This is a genomic window from Mesorhizobium sp. INR15 (genome assembly GCF_015500075.1).
GTDB lineage: Bacteria > Pseudomonadota > Alphaproteobacteria > Rhizobiales > Rhizobiaceae > Mesorhizobium.
Genome location: NZ_CP045496.1, coordinates 1,354,633 through 1,374,424, shown reverse-complemented (window position 1 = coordinate 1,374,424; position 19,792 = coordinate 1,354,633). Strand labels below are relative to the sequence as shown.

At 63.3% G+C, this 19,792-nt stretch carries 15 protein-coding genes; 3 read left to right on the top strand and 12 right to left on the bottom strand.

Annotated elements, in window-relative coordinates; translation table 11 throughout:
- Positions 1 to 7 precede the first annotated feature (7 nt).
- A complete protein-coding gene (gene uxaC, locus GA829_RS06535; RefSeq protein ID WP_195177729.1) occupies positions 8 to 1,417 on the bottom strand; it encodes a glucuronate isomerase in 1,410 nt (469 codons plus the stop codon).
- A gap of 178 nt (positions 1,418 to 1,595) precedes the next feature.
- On the opposite strand from uxaC, the gene GA829_RS06530 reads away from it, so the two are divergent.
- Positions 1,596 to 3,089 (top strand): mannitol dehydrogenase family protein, encoded by a 1,494-nt coding sequence (locus tag GA829_RS06530; RefSeq protein ID WP_195177728.1) that lies wholly within the window; start codon positions 1,596 to 1,598, stop codon positions 3,087 to 3,089.
- A 146-nt stretch (positions 3,090 to 3,235) separates the two neighbouring features.
- Here the strand turns inward: GA829_RS06530 and GA829_RS06525 are convergent, their stop codons facing one another.
- From GA829_RS06525 to GA829_RS06490, 8 genes are all read right to left on the bottom strand, one after another.
- Positions 3,236 to 3,643, bottom strand: a complete 408-nt coding sequence (locus GA829_RS06525; protein WP_195177727.1) for a F0F1 ATP synthase subunit epsilon — start codon at positions 3,641 to 3,643, stop codon at positions 3,236 to 3,238.
- A gap of 69 nt (positions 3,644 to 3,712) precedes the next feature.
- On the bottom strand, positions 3,713 to 5,284 hold the full coding sequence (atpD, locus tag GA829_RS06520) for a F0F1 ATP synthase subunit beta (RefSeq protein ID WP_195177726.1): 1,572 nt from the start codon (positions 5,282 to 5,284) through the stop codon (positions 3,713 to 3,715).
- Positions 5,285 to 5,356: 72 nt separating this feature from the next.
- Positions 5,357 to 6,241, bottom strand: coding sequence for a F0F1 ATP synthase subunit gamma (locus GA829_RS06515; RefSeq protein ID WP_195177725.1), 885 nt, complete (start codon positions 6,239 to 6,241; stop codon positions 5,357 to 5,359).
- Between the two features lie 32 nt (positions 6,242 to 6,273).
- Positions 6,274 to 7,803 carry a F0F1 ATP synthase subunit alpha gene (gene atpA, locus GA829_RS06510; protein ID WP_195177724.1) on the bottom strand — a complete coding sequence of 510 codons (1,530 nt, stop codon included), beginning with the start codon at positions 7,801 to 7,803 and terminating at the stop codon, positions 6,274 to 6,276.
- Positions 7,803 to 8,363, bottom strand: a complete 561-nt coding sequence (locus GA829_RS06505) for a F0F1 ATP synthase subunit delta (RefSeq protein WP_195177723.1) — start codon at positions 8,361 to 8,363, stop codon at positions 7,803 to 7,805. Before GA829_RS06505 ends, atpA begins: the two co-directional genes overlap by 1 nt.
- 246 nt (positions 8,364 to 8,609) lie before the next feature.
- Positions 8,610 to 9,005, bottom strand: coding sequence for an AGROH133_08824 family phage infection protein (locus tag GA829_RS06500; RefSeq protein ID WP_195177722.1), 396 nt, complete (start codon positions 9,003 to 9,005; stop codon positions 8,610 to 8,612).
- A 97-nt stretch (positions 9,006 to 9,102) separates the two neighbouring features.
- The gene (locus GA829_RS06495) at positions 9,103 to 9,801 is read right to left on the bottom strand and encodes an aspartate/glutamate racemase family protein (RefSeq protein ID WP_195177721.1); all 699 of its coding nucleotides are present in this window, start codon (positions 9,799 to 9,801) and stop codon (positions 9,103 to 9,105) included.
- A gap of 55 nt (positions 9,802 to 9,856) precedes the next feature.
- On the bottom strand, positions 9,857 to 12,040 hold the full coding sequence (locus GA829_RS06490) for a primosomal protein N' (protein ID WP_195177720.1): 2,184 nt from the start codon (positions 12,038 to 12,040) through the stop codon (positions 9,857 to 9,859).
- Between the two features lie 93 nt (positions 12,041 to 12,133).
- Here GA829_RS06490 and fsa point away from each other — a divergent pair, with 93 nt between their 5' ends.
- The gene (gene fsa, locus GA829_RS06485; protein ID WP_195177719.1) at positions 12,134 to 12,790 is read left to right on the top strand and encodes a fructose-6-phosphate aldolase; all 657 of its coding nucleotides are present in this window, start codon (positions 12,134 to 12,136) and stop codon (positions 12,788 to 12,790) included.
- A gap of 86 nt (positions 12,791 to 12,876) precedes the next feature.
- Here the strand turns inward: fsa and GA829_RS06480 are convergent, their stop codons facing one another.
- The 3 genes from GA829_RS06480 to leuS all read right to left on the bottom strand — a co-directional run bounded on the left by GA829_RS06480 (position 12,877) and on the right by leuS (position 18,874).
- The gene (locus GA829_RS06480; RefSeq protein ID WP_195177718.1) at positions 12,877 to 15,447 is read right to left on the bottom strand and encodes a DNA translocase FtsK; all 2,571 of its coding nucleotides are present in this window, start codon (positions 15,445 to 15,447) and stop codon (positions 12,877 to 12,879) included.
- 237 nt (positions 15,448 to 15,684) lie between these two features.
- The gene (locus tag GA829_RS06475; RefSeq protein WP_195177717.1) at positions 15,685 to 16,263 is read right to left on the bottom strand and encodes a hypothetical protein; all 579 of its coding nucleotides are present in this window, start codon (positions 16,261 to 16,263) and stop codon (positions 15,685 to 15,687) included.
- On the bottom strand, positions 16,250 to 18,874 hold the full coding sequence (gene leuS / locus GA829_RS06470; protein ID WP_195177716.1) for a leucine--tRNA ligase: 2,625 nt from the start codon (positions 18,872 to 18,874) through the stop codon (positions 16,250 to 16,252). The genes GA829_RS06475 and leuS overlap by 14 nt, the downstream gene beginning before the upstream one ends.
- 154 nt (positions 18,875 to 19,028) lie before the next feature.
- Here leuS and GA829_RS06465 point away from each other — a divergent pair, with 154 nt between their 5' ends.
- Positions 19,029 to 19,691 (top strand): YggS family pyridoxal phosphate-dependent enzyme, encoded by a 663-nt coding sequence (locus GA829_RS06465; protein ID WP_195177715.1) that lies wholly within the window; start codon positions 19,029 to 19,031, stop codon positions 19,689 to 19,691.
- Positions 19,692 to 19,792 lie beyond the last annotated feature (101 nt).

Genomic DNA, 19,792 nt, shown 5'->3' with positions numbered 1-19,792 from the left:
CTCGGGCTCAGAGCCGGTATGCCTTCTTCGCCAGCGTATAGGCCAGTTCCCGTGCAAGCTCATGCGCTTCGCCTTCGCCAAGCCGATGCTCGGCGACGAGCCGTGCCAGGAAGGCGCAGTCAACCCGGCGCGCCACGTCGTGACGGGCCGGGATCGACGGAAAGGCACGGGTGTCGTCGTTGAAGCCGACCGTGTTGTAGAAACCGGCCGTTTCCGTCGTCATCTCCCGAAACCGGCGCATGCCTTCAGGGCTGTCGTGGAACCACCATGCCGGCCCGAGTTTCAGCGCTGGATAGACGCCGGCGAGCGGCGCCAGCTCGCGCGCATAGCTGGTTTCGTCGAGCGTGAAGAGAATGACCGTCAAGTCACGCTCCAGCCCCACACAGTCGAGCAGCGGCTTCAGGGCTGTCACATAATCCGTTTTGGTCGGGATATCGAAGCCCTTGTCCCTGCCGAATTTCGCGAAGACAGAGGGCGAGTGATTGCGCAGCGACCCCGGATGGATTTGCAGGACAAGGCCGTCGTCGAGGCTCATCTTGGCCATCTCGGTCAGCATCTGGGCGCGGAACAGCCGTTTCTCGCGCTCGTCATCCGTGCCTTGGCGAATGCGGCTGAACAGCTCCTCGGCCGCCGCCGCCGTAAGATTGGCGGTCTCCGCCGTCGGGTGTCCATGATCGGATGACGTCGCGCCGAAACTCTTGAAAAACGCACGGCGCTGGCGATGGGCGTCGAGATAGCCGGCCCAATTGCCGGTATCGCAACCGGTGATGTCGCCAAGCTGGTCGAGATTGGCCGCAAACCCTTCGAAATCCGGATCGACCACCGCATCCGGCCGATAGGCGGTGATGACGCGGCCCGGCCAGCCGCTGTCGCGGATCATCTTGTGCCATTGGAGATCGTCGAGCGCACCTTCGGTCGTCGCGATCACCTCAATGTTGAAGCGCTCAAAAAGGGCACGCGGGCGGTAGTCGTCGCGCTGCAGGAGCGCCGCGATCGTATCGTAGTGCCGATCCGCCGATGCCGCGTCGAGAGGCTCGTCGATGCCGAACAGATGCGCAAGCACATGGTCGAACCACAGCCGGGTCGGCGTGCCGCGAAAGAGGAAATAGTTCTCGGCGAAACGCCGCCAGATCACCCTGCCGTCGCTCTCCACGGACGACCCATGAAGGGTCTGAACGCCGAGGTCCTCCAGGCGGATGCCTTGGCTGAAAAGCATGCGGAAAATGTAGTGGTCCGGCACGATCAGCAGTTGCGATGGATCAGGAAAGGGATCGTTCAACGCATACCAGCGCGGATCGGTGTGGCCATGCGGGCTGACGATGGGCAAATCCTTGACGCCGGCATAAAGGTCACGGGCAAGGGAGCGAGAAGATGCCTCGGGTGGGAAAAGCAGGTCCGGATCGGTGAGTGCGACCATGGAAAAGGCGGCTCCTTCCACGCTCGACATCGGTACGGCCGGGCGGATGCGGTGTCAACGTGGCCGACGAAACAGGCATCCTTGCGGCAGCGGGAAACAGGTGTTACGCCGCTTGCGATAAGCAGCGCCGGGACATCTCCATGCCACACGACCTGAACCTTTCTGCCTGTTTGGCGCCATGACCGCGGGTTCTTTGTCCGACAAGATGCTGCGGTCCTTGCCGGAGCAAGTCGCAACCCCGCGCTATGACCGCGCCGCTGTCACGCCAGGCATTGTCCATCTCGGCGTCGGCGCCTTCCACCGTGCCCATCAGGCCGCCTATATCGACGACTGCCTCGCGGCCGGCGAGACCGGCTGGGGCATAGTCGGTGTCTCGCTGCGCAGCGCCGACACCCGCGACGCACTGGCGCCGCAAGACGGGCTCTACACGTTGGCGATCCGAAGCAGCGGCGAGGAGAAGCTTGGCGTTATCGGCTCGATCCTGTCGATGCTGGTGGCACCGGAAAGCCCGGATGCCGTGCTTTCCGCACTGGCCGACCCACGCACTCGCATCGTCACGCTGACGATCACCGAGAAGGCCTATCTGCGTGCGGCGGGCGGTGGGCTGGATGCCGCCCATCCCGACATTGTCCACGATTTGGCGAAGCCCGACACGCCGAGGACCGCGCATGGTTTCTTGACCGAGGCGCTCGCCCGACGCCGCAGCGCCGGCGTCCCACCTTTCACTGTTCTGTGCTGCGATAACCTCCCCTCCAACGGCGCGACGTTGCACCGGCTGCTGGTGGAATTCGCCACTTTGCGCGATGCCAGCCTCGCCCGCCACATCGCCGAAGAAGTGGCGTTCCCCTCAAGCATGGTCGACCGCATCGTGCCCGCGACCACTGATGCCGACAGGGCGCGGATCACCGGCCAGCTTGGTGTCGAGGACGCCTGGCCTGTCATGACCGAGCCATTCAGCCAATGGGTGATCGAAGACCGCTTTCCGAGCGGACGGCCGGCCTGGGAGAAGTTCGGCGTCACGATGGTCGACGACGTCGGGCCGTTCGAGGACATGAAGCTGCGGCTCCTCAACGGTTCGCATTCGGCGATCGCCTATCTCGGCCTGCTCAGCGGCCATGCGACGGTCGACCACGCCTTCGCCGACCCGGCGATCAGAAGCTTTGTCGATGCGCTATGGGCGGAAGCCGCCTCCACGCTACCCGAGGACGCCGGGCTCGACACGAATGCCTATACGTCCGAACTCGCGGAGCGTTTTTCAAACACCGCTCTCGCCCACCGCACGGCTCAGATCGCCAACGACGGCAGCCAGAAACTGCCGCAGCGTATCGTGGCTTCCGCCTTGGAATGCCTCGAAGCTGGCACGGAGCTGGTCCATCTCACGTTGGTGGTTGCCGCCTGGATCGCCGCCTGCGCGGCACGCGGCAAGACCTTGCCTGAAGGCCATTTCACCGATCCGCTCGACTCGGCCCTGACGGCGCTTTTGAGCCAGCATCTCCCCGCGAATGAAACGGTAACGGCGGTATTCGACCTCGCCGGCTTCGCCAGGGATCATGCCGAACGCCAGACGCTGATTGAACTCGTGGCTGTCCATCTCGTCCATCTGCGACGCGACGGTCCAACCCTGGCCTTCGCCGCGCTCGGCATAGATGGCAATGGACCTGGAATTGAATAGCCAGGACTTCGTATCCGTCCACCATATCGAGCGCGATTTTACTTCGTTGGCGGTCCGTACGCCTACCACAAGCAAGTAAAGCCGGGCTTCCCAACGAAAAAAGCGAGGCAAGGCCCCGCTTTTCATTCCGTCATCTGAATTAGGCTTCAAGCCGGCAGGATGGCGCCTTCCAGCGTGGTGAGCTGGCTAAGGAATTGCTCTGCCTTGCTGCGCGATTGATCGTCCTTGGCGTCGGCGGCATCTTCCTTGGCCTCCTGGATGCGGCGGGCAAGGTCGGCGCGGTCGACGTTCTTCACAGCGACCGCCGATTCCGCCAGCAGCGTGCAGCCGGCCGGAACGATGTCGGCGAAGCCGCCGAACACCACATAGCGCTCTTCAGCGCCAGAAGCGGTCTTCACCGTGACGACGCCCGGCTTGATCGTGGTCATCACCGGCGCATGGTTGGCCATGACGGTCATCTCGCCTTCGGCACCCGGAATGACAACCGACTCGACCTGCTCGGAAACCAGCAGGCGTTCCGGCGAAACCAGTTCGAACTTGAAAGCTTCAGCCATTATTCTACCCGTTCAACCCATTAAGACGGACCCGATCGCCTCAGGCGTATTCGGGTCCGTTATCTCTTATCAAGCAGCTTCAGCCGCCAGGCGCTGTGCCTTCTCGACTGCTTCCTCGATGCCGCCGACCATGTAGAAGGCAGCTTCCGGAAGGTGATCGTAGTCGCCGTTGCAGAGGCCCTTGAAGCCCTTGATGGTGTCGGCGAGGTCGACCAGCTTGCCAGGCGCACCGGTGAACACTTCAGCGACGAAGAACGGCTGCGACAGGAAGCGCTCTATCTTGCGGGCGCGCGCCACCGTCTGCTTGTCCTCTTCCGACAGCTCGTCCATGCCCAGGATGGCGATGATGTCCTGCAGCGACTTGTAGCGCTGGAGGATCGACTGCACCTGGCGGGCGACACCGTAATGCTCGTCACCGACAACCAGCGGGTCGAGCATGCGCGAGGTCGAATCCAGCGGATCGACGGCCGGGTAGATGCCCTTTTCGGCGATGGCGCGGTTGAGCGTCGTCGTCGCGTCAAGGTGGGCGAACGAGGTTGCAGGCGCCGGATCGGTCAAGTCGTCGGCCGGCACGTAGATGGCTTGCACGGACGTGATCGAGCCCTTGGTGGTGGTGGTGATGCGTTCCTGCAGCATGCCCATGTCAGTGGCCAGCGTCGGCTGATAGCCCACGGCCGACGGGATACGGCCGAGCAAAGCCGACACTTCCGAACCCGCCTGGGTGAAGCGGAAGATGTTGTCGACGAAGAACAGCACGTCCTGGCCCTGGTCGCGGAAATACTCGGCAACCGTCAGGCCGGTCAGGCCGACGCGGGCGCGTGCGCCCGGCGGCTCGTTCATCTGGCCATAGACAAGTGCTGCTTTGGAGCCCTCGCCGCCGCCCTTCTTGTTGACGCCGGACTCGATGAACTCGTGATAGAGATCGTTGCCTTCGCGGGTGCGTTCGCCGACACCGGCGAACACCGAATAGCCACCATGCGCCTTGGCGATGTTGTTGATCAGTTCCTGGATCAGGACGGTCTTGCCAACGCCGGCACCGCCGAACAGGCCGATCTTGCCGCCCTTGGCGTAAGGCGCCAGCAGGTCGAGCACCTTGATGCCGGTGATCAGGATCTGCGCTTCCGTCGACTGCTCGACATAGGATGGCGCCGGCTGATGGATGGAACGCATTTCGATGCCGTCGACCGGGCCTTCCTCATCGACCGGCTCGCCGATGACGTTGATGATGCGGCCGAGCATGCCCGGGCCGACCGGCACGGTGATCGGCGCGCCGGTATCATAGACGACCTGGCCGCGCACCAGACCTTCGGTCGAGTCCATGGCGATGCAGCGCACGGTGTTTTCACCGAGGTGCTGGGCAACCTCGAGCACGAGGCGGTTGCCGACATTGGTCGTCTCGATCGCATTCAGAATCGCCGGCAGATGATCGCCGAACTGCACGTCGACAACGGCGCCGATGACCTGGCGAACCTTGCCGACAGCGCCTGTCGCCTTGACGGCGACAGAAGATGTCTTGGCCGGAGCGGCCTTGGCCGGTGCTGCCGCCTTCTTGGCCGGAGCTGCCTTCGCTGCTGCCGGAGCCTTTGCCGGCGCTGCCGCCTTTGCGGGGGCTGCGGTCTTGGGAGTCGCTGCTTTCGCCATCGTCTTTACCCTTTTTCGTCCTTTTGTTTCTCACACGATCCGACGGGGTCGATGACCCCTGGGGAATCGCGCCTAGAGCGCCTCGGCGCCCGAAATGATTTCGATCAGTTCCTTGGTAATCTGGGCTTGCCGCTGGCGGTTGTAGGTGATCGACAACTTGTTGATCATGTCGCCGGCGTTGCGCGTCGCATTGTCCATGGCGCTCATCTTGGCGCCCATTTCGCCGGCCGCGTTTTCGAGCAGCGCCCGGAAAACCTGCACGGAGATGTTGCGCGGAATGAGGTCGGAGAGGATCTCGCCCGGCTCCGGTTCGTATTCATAGACGGCGTTGCCGCCGGCCGTCGCGTCGGCGGGAGCCGAAGCCACACCGGCCGGAATGATCTGCTGCGCGGTCGGGATCTGGCTGATCACCGATTTGAACTGCGAGTAGAACAGAGTGCAGATATCGAAGCCGCCCTCGCTGAAGAGGTGGATGACCTTCTTGGCGATACCGTCGGCATTGGCAAAGCGAAGGGTCTTCACCTCACGCAGATCGATACGATCGATGATCATCGATGCATAGTCACGGCGCAGGATATCGAAACCCTTCTTGCCGACGCAGAGGATCTTGACCTGCTTGCCGTCGGCCAGAAGCCTGCGGATGTGATCGCGGGCAAGGCGGGCGATCTGCGAGTTGAAGCCGCCACACAGGCCGCGCTCGGCGGTGCAGACGACGAGCAGATGCACGTTGTCCTTGCCGGTACCGGTCATCAGCGCCGGGGCATCGCCACCGCCGCCGATTGCCTGGGTGATGTTGGCCAGCACCGAACCCATGCGCTCGGAATAGGGGCGCGCTGCTTCCGCGGCCTCTTGCGCACGGCGCAGCTTCGCCGCGGCGACCATCTGCATCGCCTTGGTGATCTTCTGCGTCGCCTTGACCGAGGCGATACGGTTACGAAGGTCTTTTAACGAAGGCATGCTTCAAACCTGATCCCGTCGTCCGGCTTCGTTCAAGCGAAGGTCTTGGCGAAGGCGTCGATCTCGGCCTTCAACTTGGCGCGCAGATCGTCCGACAGCGCCTTTTCCTTGCGGATGGCGTCGAGAACGTCCTTGCCCGCCGCACGCATGTGGCTGAGCAGGCCATGCTCGAACTTGCCGACCTGGTTGACCGGCAGCTTGTCTAGATAGCCGTTGACGCCGGCGAAGATCACGGCGACCTGCTCTTCGGTCTTCAGCGGCGAGAACTGCGGCTGCTTCAGAAGTTCGGTCAGGCGCGAACCACGGTTCAGCAGGCGCTGCGTGGCGGCGTCAAGATCGGAGCCGAACTGCGCGAAAGCCGCCATTTCGCGGTACTGCGCGAGCTCACCCTTGATCGAGCCGGCAACCTGCTTCATCGCCTTGATCTGCGCGGCGGAGCCGACGCGGCTGACCGACAGGCCGACGTTGACGGCCGGACGGATGCCCTGGAAGAACAGGTTGGTTTCGAGGAAGATCTGTCCGTCGGTGATCGAGATCACGTTGGTCGGAATATAGGCCGAAACGTCGTTGGCCTGCGTCTCGATGATCGGCAGGGCCGTCAGCGAGCCACCACCCAGATCGTCGTTGAGCTTGGCGGCGCGCTCGAGCAGGCGCGAGTGCAGGTAGAAAACGTCGCCCGGGTAAGCTTCGCGGCCCGGCGGGCGGCGCAGCAGCAGCGACATCTGGCGATAGGCAACCGCCTGCTTCGACAGATCGTCATAGCTGATCAGCGCGTGCATGCCGTTGTCGCGGAAATACTCGCCCATGGTGCATGCCGTGAACGGCGCCAGGAACTGCATCGGCGCCGGATCGGAAGCGGTGGCGGCGACGATGATCGAATATTCGAGCGCGCCGCGCTCTTCCAGAACCTTGACGAACTGCGCGACGGTCGAGCGCTTCTGGCCGACAGCGACGTAGACGCAGTAGAGCTTTTCCTTCTCGGGACCATTGTCGTGCACCGACTTCTGGTTGAGCATGGTGTCGAGAATGATGGCGGTCTTGCCGGTCTGACGATCGCCGATGACCAGCTCGCGCTGGCCGCGGCCGACCGGGATCAGCGCGTCGATGGCCTTGAGGCCCGTCGACATCGGCTCGTTGACCGATTTGCGCGGGATGATGCCGGGCGCCTTGACGTCGACGCGCTTGCGTTCGGTCGCCTTGATCGGACCCTTGCCGTCGATAGGATTGCCGAGCGCGTCGACGACGCGGCCGAGCAGGCCCATGCCGACAGGCGCGTCGACGATGGCGCCGGTGCGCTTGACGATGTCGCCTTCCTTGATGTCGCGGTCGGCGCCGAAGATGACGACACCGACATTGTCGGCTTCGAGGTTGAGCGCCATGCCGCGGATGCCGCCGGGGAACTCGACCATCTCGCCGGCCTGGACATTGTCGAGGCCATAGACACGGGCGATACCGTCGCCGACGGACAGAACCTGTCCGACTTCGGAGACTTCAGCCTCCTTGCCGAAATTCTTGATCTGGTCTTTCAGAATTGCGGAAATTTCCGCGGCGCGGATGTCCATCAGCCGACCTCTTTCAGTGCAAGCTTGAGCGAATTGAGTTTGGTTTTGAGCGACGTATCGATCTGGCGCGAGCCCATCTTGACCACCAGCCCGCCAAGCAGCGACGGGTCGACGGTGACGGTGATGGCCACGTCCTTGCCGGCAACGCTTTTCAACGCAGCCTTGAGTTCGGTCTGCTGGGCAGCGGTCAGCTCGTGAGCCGACGTCACTTCAGCAGCGGTCTCGCCACGATGTTCGGCTGCGATCTGGCGGAACGCCCTGATCATGCCGGGAATGGCGAACAGACGGCGATTGCCGGCGACGACGCGCAGGAAATTGCCGGTCAGCCCGGTGATCTTGGCCTTGTCGGCGATCGCGCCGATAGCCTTGGCCTGATCTTCGCTTGAGAAGACCGGGCTGTTGATCAGGCGGGTCAGGTCGGCGCTGCCTTCCAGCATCGCTTCGAAACTGTTGAGGTCGGCTTCGACCTTGGCGACGGAATTTGCCTGCAGCGCGAGTTCGAACAGCGAACCCGCATAGCGTTCTGCGACACCTGAGATTGGCGATGACGATTGGGTCACGGACCGTCTTTTCTCTTGTCTGACAGGCCGCAGATTGTTGGCGCGAGCAAAAACTCTGGCTAAATCTTTGACCTTACTGCATTTTTTCAAGCACGGAGACGCGGCTTCCGCTATCCCCGGCCGAAAGTCGATTGCCGTCTAGCACAGGCATTTTAAGACCGCAATGCATCGTCCGGCATGGTTTTCAGGCACTATTGTCGCATCCGGCGGCAGAGTCCAATCGCAAGTCCCGGATTAGGCTGGGATTCAAGGCAAAAAGCCAAAGGCAAAGGCGAGCGGCGGCCCCGCAAGCGCCAGTTCGATTACCACGGAAACCCAGTTGTAGGGCGTGTTGGCGCCATCCGACATCATCGCCAGCAAACGGCCGAAGGCGGAGAACAGCCAGCAGAAGCCCAGCGTCATATAGATCAGCGGCTGGGCAAGCAGGATGCAGCAGATGCCGACGCCGAGATAGAACCCGGCCATCGCGGCACGGCCCTCGGCAACCGCTTCCGGCTTTTCGGGGATCGCCTGAATCCGCATGATCTTGAAGCCGATGCGCGGCGCCAGAAACATCAGCAGGCCAAAGACCAGCGTCACGGCGGCACTCGACCACGCCGCCCATTCGCCCTGGCTCATTGGCCACGGAAAGGCAAAATCCATCTTGTCCCCTCGAAAAAGCCTGCTTCGAAAATCCCGCGCATTCTAGCGAAGGTCGAGGCATGCGCCAGTACAGCATTGGCGATTTTCGGCCGAAGACCTATGCGCCCAGCGCGAACTCGACCGCGGCTTCGACATGGATGCGCGTCGTGTCGAAGACCGGGACGTCGAAATCCTGCTGGCCGATCAGCATGGTGATCTCGGTGCACCCCATGATGACACTGTCGGCGGCCTCTTCCGCGCGCAGACGATTGGTCTCGGCGATGTAGGCCGCCTTCGAGATATCCGAGACGATGCCCTGGCAAAGTTCCTCGTAAATCACGCGATGAACCATGTCGCGCCCAGCACCATCGGGCACCACGGGCCGCAGGCCATATTTATCGGCAAGCCGGCCCTTGTAGAAATCCTGCTCCATGGTGAAGCGCGTCGCCAGCAACGCCGGCCGCTGCATGCCGGCGCGCTTGACGGCGATGGCCGTGGCGTCGGCAATGTGGATCAAGGGGATCGACACCGCTGCCTGCACCTGGTCGGCCAGCTTGTGCATGGTGTTGGTGCAGATCAGCAGGCCTTCGGCGCCGCCGGCCTCGAGCTTGCGCGCCGCCTCGGCAAGGAGCACGCCGGCGCCGTCCCAATCACCGTGATGCTGCCGCTCGGCAATCTCGGCGAAATCGAACGACCACAACAGCAGCTTGGCCGAATGCAACCCGCCCAGCCGCTCGCGCACGATCTCGTTCAGCATCCGATAGTAGATGGCAGTCGATTCCCAGCTCATGCCACCGAGCAGGCCAAGGGTTTTCATGGCAGCTTCCGCCTCTCAACAATTTCCGCACAGCCTATAGCCGACATCCGCGCCCTTACAAAAAGCTCTGCGGATCGATATCGACCTGCACCCTGACCGAACCGCGCTGCTTCGGTCCATTGGCCAGCATGGCACGAATGAACCCTTGCATGTCGGCACGCCGCTCGCCCTGGATCAGCAGGCGAAAGCGATGGCGGCCGCCGAGCAGCGACAGCGGCGCTTCCGCCGGGCCGAGCACGAACAGGTCGCTGGCCTCGGGCGCCACGCGGCGCAAGCCGCGTGCGTGCCCCTCCGCTTCCGCCCGCGTTACCGCGCTGACGATAACGCCGGCCAGCCTGCCGAATGGCGGCAGCGCCGCCCGCTCCCGCTCGGAAATCTCGCGTTCGTAAAAGGCCTCGGCATCACCCGAGACGATCGCCCGCATCACCGGATGCTCAGGCTGGAAGGTCTGCAGCAGGCCGAGGCTTTTCTTGCCGGTTCGGCCGGCGCGGCCGGTCACCTGGCTGAGCAATTGAAAGGTGCGTTCCGCCGCGCGCGGATCACCATTGGCAAGGCCGAGATCGGCATCGACAACGCCGACCAACGTCATGTTGGGAAAGTTATGGCCCTTGGCCACCAACTGGGTGCCGATGACGATATCGGCCTCGCCATTGGCGATGGCTTCCAGTTCCAGCCGCAGCCGCCGCACGCCGCCCATCAAGTCTGATGACAGCACGATGGTGCGCGCTTCGGGGAAATGCGAGACAACCTCCTCGGCGATGCGTTCTACGCCCGGCCCGCATGCCACCAGATGATCGAGCGTGCCGCATTCCGGGCAGGCTTCGGGGCGGCGCTCATTGTGGCCGCAATGATGGCAGACCAGCTGGCCGCGAAAACGATGCTCGACCAGCCATGCCGAGCAGACCGGGCAACCGAAGCGGTGGCCGCAGACCCGGCACAGGGTCAGCGGCGCATAGCCACGCCGGTTAAGGAACAACAGGGATTGTTCCTGCCTCTCCAGCGTCCGGCGCATATGGTCGAGGAGCACCGGCGACAGGAAGCCGCCCCGCGCCGGCGGCGCACGCCGCATGTCAACCGTCTTGAGATCGGGCAGTGCCGCCTCGGCGAAGCGGGCGGAGAGCACCGCTCTGTTATACTTGCCTTGTTGGGCGTTGACCCGGCTTTCGACCGATGGCGTCGCCGACGCCAGCACGACCGGGAAGCTGCCGAGATGGCCGCGCACCACCGCCATGTCGCGTGCATTGTAGAAGACGCGGTCTTCCTGCTTGTAGGCGGGGTCGTGCTCTTCGTCGACGACGATCAGGCCAAGCTCCTTGAACGGCAGAAACAGCGCCGACCGCGCGCCGGCAACGACACGCACGCCGCCCTCCGCCACCTGACGCCACACTCGTTCGCGCATTCTTGGCGGCAGATCCGAGTGCCATTCGCCCGGCTTGGCGCCGAAGCGCTGCTGAAAACGTTCGAGAAAAGCATGTGTCAGCGCGATCTCCGGCAACAGGATCAGCACCTGCTTGCCCTGGTCGAGCGCCGCTGCCACCGCCTCGAAATAGACCTCGGTCTTACCTGACCCGGTCACGCCGTCGAGCAGCGCCACGTTGAACACGCCGGCCGCGACATTGGCGCGCAGCATCAGCGCTGCATCGCTCTGGTCCGGCATCAGTTCGGGTATGGCGTAAGTTGGATCGGGCGCGGCCACCACCGGCCGTGGCGGGATCATCACGGTTTCGAACACGCCTTGCGCCTTCAACCCGTCGATCACCGTCGACGACACGCCGGCCGCGTGCGCCAGTCCGGAGCGCGTCCAGGCAAGCCCGCCCTCCGCCGTCTCCAGCACCCGCTCTCGCGCGCCCGTCATCCGGTCGGGGGCCAGAAGCGTGCGCTGCAGCCCTTCGATCCAGGGTTCGGGATCGAAAGCCTCCGGTGCCCGCAGCAGCATGCGCGCCACCATGCCGGGCGGCGACAGGGTGTATTGCGCCACCCAGTCGACGAAGCGCCGCATGGCGCGGTCGATCGGCGGGCAGTCGAAAACCTGCTCGATCGGCCGCAGCTTTTTGGCGTCGATATTTTCAACGACGCCGTCCCAGACAATGCCCGCGACCTGGCGCGGACCGAGCGGCACGCGCACGATCGAGCCCGGCACCACGCGCATGCCGGCAGGCACCGCATAGGTATAGGGGCGCTCGGCCGGCATCGGCACCAGCACGGGGGCGGCCGCGACAAAGGGCGAATCTTCCATCATGATGTGCGTGACCTTGCCCCGACTTTGGTCTAGATCAAAGAGCAACACTGAACGTGCCCTCCCCAGCACGACGAAATCGTCAGGAGACCCGCCATGAAATTTTTTGTCGATACCGCCGACGTCAAGGATATCCGTGAGCTCAACGATCTCGGGCTGCTCGACGGCGTCACCACCAACCCGTCGCTGATCCTCAAATCCGGCGGCAAGATCGCCGATGTCACCAAGCAGATCTGCGACATCGTCAAGGGCCCGGTCTCGGCCGAAGTCACCGCCACCGAATATTCCGAGATGATGCAGCAAGCCAAGGTTCTGGCCAAGATCGCCGACAATGTCTGCATCAAGGTGCCGCTGACGCTCGACGGCCTGAGGGCTTGCAAGACGATCCGCACCGAGATGAACCGCATGGTCAACGTGACGCTGTGCTTCTCCGCCAACCAGGCGCTGCTTGCCGCCAAGGCCGGCGCCTCGTTCATCTCGCCTTTCGTCGGCCGCATCGACGATATCGGCCTCGACGGGATGGAGCTGATCCAGGAAATCCGCCAGATCTACGACAATTATGATTTCGAGACCGAGATCCTCGTCGCCTCGGTCCGCACCGTGAACCACGTCAAGCAGGCTGCCCTGATCGGCGCCGATGTGGTAACGGCGCCGCCGGCGACCCTAAAGGCGCTGGTCAAGCACCCGCTGACCGACAAGGGCCTGGAGCAGTTCCTCGCCGACTGGGCGAAGACCGGCCAGACGATCGGCTGATAAGGCGATCGGCTCAGTGCCCCTGATAGAAAAAGGCCGGGAAACCGGCCCTTTTTGCACGCTGTGGTCGCCACGGCAATTGCTGATCAATCCGCGCCGTCATGGTCAGGCGCGGCCATCTGTGGTCGCCGGCCCATGATGATTTCGCGTTTGCCGACATGGTTGGGCGCGCCGACCAGGCCTTCCTTTTCCATGCGCTCGACCAGCGACGCGGCGCGGTTGTAGCCGACGCCCAGGCGGCGCTGGATGTAGGATGTCGAGCACTTCTTGTCGCGCGCCACCACCTTGACCGCCTCGTCGTAGATGGCATCGCTGTCTTCGGCCGCGATCGATCCCTTGTCGAACACCGCGCCCTCGTCGGCTTCGACCTCTTCTTCATCCTCGTCAGCCGTCACGGTTTCCAGATATTCGGGGCGGCCCTGCGCCTTCAGATGCGCCACCACATGCTCGACCTCCGCGTCGGAAACAAAGGGACCGTGGACGCGGGAAATACGCCCGCCACCCATCATGTGCAGCATGTCGCCCTGGCCAAGCAGCTGTTCGGCGCCTTGCTCGCCCAGGATCGTGCGGCTGTCGATCTTGGATGTCACCTGGAAGGAAATACGGGTCGGGAAATTGGCCTTGATCGTGCCGGTGATGACATCAACCGAGGGACGCTGCGTCGCCATGATCAGGTGAATGCCGGCGGCGCGTGCCATCTGCGCCAGACGCTGGATCGCGCCTTCGATCTCCTTGCCCGCGACCATCATCAGGTCGGCCATCTCGTCGACGATGACAACGATATAGGGCATCGGCGCCATGTCGATTTCCAACTGTTCGAAAAGCGGCTCGCCAGTGCCCTTTTCGAATCCGGTCTGCACGGTCATGACGACTGTCTCGCCCTTGTCTCGGGCCGCGGCGGCGCGCTCGTTGTAGCCATCGATGTTGCGCACGCCGAGCTTCGCCATCTTGCGATAGCGGTCCTCCATCTCGCGCACGGCCCATTTGAGCGCGGTGACGGCTTTCTTGGGATCGGTGACAACAGGCGTCAGCAGATGCGGGATACCGTCGTATACAGAGAGCTCGAGCATCTTGGGGTCGACCATGATCAGCCGGCACTCCTCCGGCTTCAGCCGGTAGAGCAACGACAGGATCATCGTGTTGATGGCAACCGACTTGCCGGAGCCGGTGGTGCCGGCGACGAGCAGGTGCGGCATCTTGGCCAACTCGGCGATGACAGGCTCACCGCCGATTGTCTTGCCGAGGCAAAGCGCCAGCTTGCAGCTGGTGTTGCGGAAACCCTGCGATTCGATCAGCTCGCGGAAATAGACGGTTTCGCGTGTCTCGTTCGGCAGCTCTATGCCGATGACGTTGCGGCCGGGCACGACGGCAACGCGTGCTGAAATCGCCGACATGGAGCGGGCGATATCATCGGCGAGCCCGATGACGCGGGAGGATTTGACGCCCGGCGCCGGCTCGAATTCGTAGAGCGTAACGACGGGGCCAGGCCGAACATGGATGATCTCGCCGCGCACGCCGAAATCCTCGAGCACGCTTTCCAGAAGGTCGGCATTCTGCTCCAGCCGCTCCTGCGACATGTAGAAGCCTTGCCCCTCCGGCGGCTGTTGCAGCAGCTCCGCCGAGGGAAGCTCATAAGCCTCGCCGGTGGTGGCCGGCACAATTTTGCCGACCATGGGGAGCGGCGAGGTCAGACGCCCGGCCTGAGCCAGCCCTGCCTCCTCCACGCCTTGCGCGGCCTGCGTCGGAACAGCGGTGCGCGCGATAGCGGGAGCAATGACCGGCCGCTCAGCTTGCCGTGGCGCGCTGGTCGCTGCGGGCTGAAGCGCGGCGTCATTCGAGTTGGCCGGGCGGACCTCCGGCAAGGCTGGCGATGCTTGCTGGCCGGGAAGGCATTCGATGACACGAAACGACGAGGTCGGGTCGGCCACGGGAGCCCGACGCTTGTCGACCCGCCCGGCCACGGCCGGCGCGTTCGGGCGCGGAGCCGGGGCGGCCTGAGCCACCGGCAACGGGCCTTCGACCATGTAGGGCGCCATAAGCTCGAAGAAGACGTGATCCGACAGATAGGGCCAGCGCGCGGTCTCGCGGCCCGCCGCTTTGGCCGGTGTCACCACCCTTCCCTGGGCGGACGCCGGCGGGATGGATGTCCGTGCCGTCAGGGCCGTTCTCACGCCAGCTGGCACAGCGGCCCGCGCCTTTTCGCCGGCATGTCCAACTGGAACGGAGACAGGGGCCGGTGCGATGACTCGGTTGGCGACGGGCGGGCGAGCAACACCTGCAGCAGGACCCTGGTTTTTCATCGGCGAGGACGAGGCTGCAGGCGATGCCGAAGGCGATCGCGCGGTTATTTGCGGCACGGACTGCGCCAGCGGTTCACTTTGCTCGGCGGCAATCTGGTCGCGCGGCGGATGGCGTGGGCTGGGTTCATAGTCCGGCGTGCGCGTAAACCGCACATTGGGCGCCAGGAAGAAATAGTCTTGCCAGGCGGGGCTTTCATTGCCGCCGAGGTCAAGGTGCGGCGGCGGTGAACCCGCTTTGGCGACGCCAGAGCGAGGGCCATCCGCCTTGCTGCTCGGGCCGTCCAGACGCCCTACCTCGGGATCATCCGATGAAGCTGGCTTCCATGAATTGACCCGAGGAAAACGCTTGGATTCCATGCTCAAGACTCACGCTGCAATGTCTGCTGAGCAATAGGGAGCGAGTGGTTAACAGCTGCTTCCCGACGGATCGATCGCGCAAGATTCTTGGGCAGAAATCGCGTCGTGCTGGCCGCCATGAACAAGCCAGGGGAGCGGCCTCAGAGCATCCATGCCGGCGACACGATTCGCGCGTCAAAACAACGCCGTCCCGCACGGGACAAAGCGATCTGCGTTTCCTCGAAACGATGAACGGCGTTAGCCAGCCTTGCCGTGCTTGGCCAGATCCTGAGCGATGGAAAGCTGAAGTGCGTTGGCCAGTTCGTTTGCCGCGCGATTCTCGGCGTCGATCTGTGCACGGTAGGAAGCGAATTCCTGGCGCGGCCTGTCGAAGGACGAGGTGATCGAGCGCTTCCCGGTCGCAATGACGACGCCGGTCTTGGCATCGCTCAGCGTATACGTTGAAGTCAGCATCACCGAACCGGCAGTCGGCTCATCCTGATCGGTTCCGACCTGCACGAGCGCAGCGGATTCGACCAGTTCAGTCACCCCAAGGTCCAGCGAATAGGCTGGCGAGGCTGGTTCACCAGCACCTCTTCCAAAGCCGAAGATCAGGTTGTTGCGAACCTGCTGGGCGTAGCGCGTCTTGACCGGCTTGATGGCGATCGAGGCCAGTTCGGCATTGGCGCTCTGCGAGCCGGCCGACAGCGGCGCATTGGAATAAAGCGGCCGCACCGTGCATGCCGACACCAGCGCCAGCGTGCCGATCAGGCTGGAAACCGCTATCGCGCGCAGCAAACGCGGCACGTCTGTCTTGTTTGGATCAGGCAACGACATTGACGATCCTCTGCGGCACGATGATCACCTTGCGCGGAGCCTTACCTTCAAGTGCTTTCTGCACGAAGTCGAGAGCCAGAACCGCTTTTTCGACCGCACCTTGGTCCGCGTCGCGGGCAATTGTCAAATCGCCGCGCTTCTTGCCGTTGACCTGCACCGGATAGGTGACTTCGTTGTCGACGACAAGCGCCGGATCGAAGACCGGCCAGGGCCGTTCGGCCACCAGATCGGTACCGCCGAGCGCTTCCCAGCACTCCTCCGCCAGGTGCGGCATGACCGGCGCGATCAGGTGCACCAGGATGTCGACGGCCTCGCGGCAAGCGCCTTGCAGCGCCGCATCTGCCTTGCCTTCGGCTGCCTCGTTGAGCGGCGTGGTCAGCGCATTGGCCAGCTCGTAGATGCGGGCGATGGCGCGGTTGAAGGCGAGCTTCTCGATATCCTCGCCGACAGCCTTCAGGATCTTGTGCGCGGCCTTGGAGACGATGCCGGCCTCGCCATCCTTTGCCGCCTCCGGCTTGACCTTGGCCAGCGTTTCGGCGGCTGTCGACACCAAGCGCCAGATGCGTTGCATGAAGCGATGCGCGCCGGCGGCGCCATCATCGGTCCACTCGACATCGCGCTCCGGCGGCGAATCCGACAGCATGAACCAGCGCGCGGTGTCGGCGCCGTAGCCATCGGTGATGTCTTCCGGGCTCACCGTGTTCTTCTTCGACTTCGACATTTTTTCCAGCGGGCCGATGGCCGCGAACTCGCCGGTAGCGATTTCAATGGCGCGGCGCTTGCCGTCGACGTCCTCGAACTTCACCTCGGTCGGCGCCAGCCAGCGGCCGTTTGACGCAGTGCCGATCCGATAGGTCTCGTGCACGACCATGCCTTGCGTGAACAAGCCCTTGAACGGCTCCGCCAGATCGACATGGCCGGCCTCGCGCATAGCGCGAGTGAAGAAGCGCGAGTAGAGCAGATGCAGGATCGCATGCTCGATGCCGCCAATATACTGATCGACCGGCAGCCATTCATTGGCCGCCTTGGGGTCGGTCGGCTCATGCGCCCAGGGCGCCGTGAAGCGGGCGAAATACCAGGACGAATCGACGAACGTATCCATCGTGTCGGTTTCGCGGCGCGCATCCTTGCCGCATTGCGGGCATGTGACGTGACCCCAGGTCGGATGACGGTCGAGCGGATTGCCTGGCCGGTCGAACTCGACATCGTCCGGCAGCCTGACCGGCAGGTCGGCCTTCGGCACCGGCACCACGCCGCAATCCTCGCAATGGATCATCGGGATCGGGCAACCCCAATAACGTTGCCGCGAAATACCCCAGTCGCGCAGGCGGAAATTCACCTTGCGCTCGGCCATCGGCCGGTTGCCTATGGTCTTCTGCTCGAGCAGTTTTGCGACCTCATTGAAAGCAGCATCCGGCGTCATGCCGTCGAGGAAACGCGAATTGATCATCGCGCCGTCATCGACAAAGGCTTCGTCGATGACCTGGAAGGTCGAGGCGTTCTCGCCGTCAGGCATCACCACCGGCACCACCGGCAGGCCGTATTTGTTGGCGAAGTCGAGATCGCGCTGGTCATGCGCCGGGCAGCCGAAGATGGCGCCGGTGCCATATTCCATCAGCACGAAATTGGCGACGTAAACAGGCAGCGTCCAGCTGTCGTCGAACGGATGGACGACGCGAATGCCGGTATCGAAACCCTTTTTCTCGGCGGTTTCCAGCGCCGCCACCGAGGTGCCCATGTGGCGGACCTCTTCGATGAACTTCGCCAGCGCCGGATTGTCCTCGGCGGCCTTCCTGGCCAGCGGATGATCGGCGGCGATTGCCATGAACGACGCGCCGAAAATGGTGTCGGGCCGGGTCGTGTAGACTTCCAACTCATGCTCGCCGGCGGCCGGTGTCGCCAGCGGCCAACGGACCAGCAGGCCTTCCGAACGGCCGATCCAGTTCTGCTGCATCAGCTTCACTTTTTCAGGCCACTCGTCGAGGCCTTCGAGCGAATCCAGCAGGTCCTGCGCGAAGTCGGTAATCTTGAAGAACCACTGCGTCAGTTCGCGCTGCTCGACCAGTACACCAGAGCGCCAGCCGCGCCCGTCGATCACCTGCTCGTTGGCGAGCACGGTCATGTCCTCCGGGTCCCAGTTGACCTTGGAGGATTTGCGCGTCACCAGCCCCTTCGCGACAAAGTCGAGGAACAGCATCTGCTGGCGGTGGTAATAGTCGACATCGCAGGTGGCGAATTCGCGCGCCCAGTCCAGCGACAGGCCCATGACCTTGAGCTGCTCGCGCATGGTGGCGATGTTCTGATAGGTCCACTCCTTGGGATGAACCTTGTTTTGCATCGCCGCATTCTCGGCAGGCATGCCGAAGGCGTCCCAGCCCATCGGATGCAGCACGTTGAAGCCCTTGGCCCGCTTGTAGCGCGCCACCACGTCGCCCATCGTATAGTTGCGGGTATGGCCGATATGGATCTTCCCGGAGGGATAGGGAAACATCTCCAGCACGTAATATTTCGGACGCGGATCGTCGTTTTGTGCCTCGAACAGCTTCCTGGAGTCCCAGGCCTTCTGCCATTTGGGCTCTGATGCGCGCGGATTGTATCGTTCGGTTGCCATGGGATGTTTTTCACTTAAAAGCATGCGCGGACTGCGGGCGACAGCTCGGCAGTTCAGGAATGTGGTCCGGGTGTTCACCATGGTTTGGCAAACCCGTCAACCATATGGGTATCGCGTCTGACAAAAACGCGGGTCAAAACAGCAGGATTTAGAGATGGGCGACGCCGTTCAGCAGTTTCTCGCGGTCAAGGCGAAGATCGCCGCCGCCGAGCAGGAGGCACGGCGCGAGGCCGGTGCGGTAACGCTGGTGGCGGTCTCCAAGACCTTCGACGCTGCCGATATCAGTCCGGTGATCGAGGCTGGCCAGCGCGTCTTCGGCGAGAACCGCGTTCAGGAAGCGCAGGGAAAATGGCCTGACCTGAAGCAGGCTTTTCCGGATATCGAACTGCATCTGATCGGCCCGCTGCAGTCGAACAAGGCAAAGGAAGCCGTGGCGCTGTTCGACGTCATCGAGACGGTCGACCGTGAGAAGATCGCCGTCGAACTCGCCAGGGAGATTTTCCGCCAGGGCCGGATGGTGAAACTCTACGTCCAGGTCAACACCGGATCCGAACCTCAGAAAGCCGGCATCGAGCCCCGCGACGCCGTCGCGTTCGTTGCCCGCTGCCGCGAAGTCCATGGCCTCGCCATCGAGGGCCTGATGTGCATCCCGCCGGCGGATGAAAACCCGGGGCCGCATTTCGCCTTGCTGGAAAAACTGGCGCGGGAGGCTGGCATCGAGAAACTGTCGATGGGCATGTCCGGCGACTACGAGACGGCAATAGCCTTCGGCGCCACCAGCGTCAGGGTCGGCTCGGCGATTTTCGGCAGCCGGTAACCGCTGGCAGGCTGGTCCAACTCATTAGATTAATTGCGCCAAGACTTGAAACGAAACGTACCGTTCTTATTTGCCTGACGTCATCACAATTGCTCTGGAGC

What these genes read in the sequence shown, in the direction of transcription:
- GA829_RS06530 (WP_195177728.1), top strand. Translation starts at nt 1,596, where the DNA reads ATGACCGCGGGTTCTTTGTCCGACAAGATGCTGCGGTCCTTGCCGGAG.
- GA829_RS06475 (WP_195177717.1), bottom strand. Translation starts at nt 16,263, where the DNA reads ATGTCGTTGCCTGATCCAAACAAGACAGACGTGCCGCGTTTGCTGCGC.
- atpD (WP_195177726.1), bottom strand. Translation starts at nt 5,284, where the DNA reads ATGGCGAAAGCAGCGACTCCCAAGACCGCAGCCCCCGCAAAGGCGGCA.
- leuS (WP_195177716.1), bottom strand. Translation starts at nt 18,874, where the DNA reads ATGGCAACCGAACGATACAATCCGCGCGCATCAGAGCCCAAATGGCAG.
- GA829_RS06490 (WP_195177720.1), bottom strand. Translation starts at nt 12,040, where the DNA reads ATGATGGAAGATTCGCCCTTTGTCGCGGCCGCCCCCGTGCTGGTGCCG.
- GA829_RS06500 (WP_195177722.1), bottom strand. Translation starts at nt 9,005, where the DNA reads ATGGATTTTGCCTTTCCGTGGCCAATGAGCCAGGGCGAATGGGCGGCG.
- GA829_RS06480 (WP_195177718.1), bottom strand. Translation starts at nt 15,447, where the DNA reads ATGGAATCCAAGCGTTTTCCTCGGGTCAATTCATGGAAGCCAGCTTCA.
- GA829_RS06515 (WP_195177725.1), bottom strand. Translation starts at nt 6,241, where the DNA reads ATGCCTTCGTTAAAAGACCTTCGTAACCGTATCGCCTCGGTCAAGGCG.
- GA829_RS06495 (WP_195177721.1), bottom strand. Translation starts at nt 9,801, where the DNA reads ATGAAAACCCTTGGCCTGCTCGGTGGCATGAGCTGGGAATCGACTGCC.
- uxaC (WP_195177729.1), bottom strand. Translation starts at nt 1,417, where the DNA reads ATGGTCGCACTCACCGATCCGGACCTGCTTTTCCCACCCGAGGCATCT.
- atpA (WP_195177724.1), bottom strand. Translation starts at nt 7,803, where the DNA reads ATGGACATCCGCGCCGCGGAAATTTCCGCAATTCTGAAAGACCAGATC.
- GA829_RS06525 (WP_195177727.1), bottom strand. Translation starts at nt 3,643, where the DNA reads ATGGCTGAAGCTTTCAAGTTCGAACTGGTTTCGCCGGAACGCCTGCTG.
- GA829_RS06465 (WP_195177715.1), top strand. Translation starts at nt 19,029, where the DNA reads ATGGGCGACGCCGTTCAGCAGTTTCTCGCGGTCAAGGCGAAGATCGCC.
- fsa (WP_195177719.1), top strand. Translation starts at nt 12,134, where the DNA reads ATGAAATTTTTTGTCGATACCGCCGACGTCAAGGATATCCGTGAGCTC.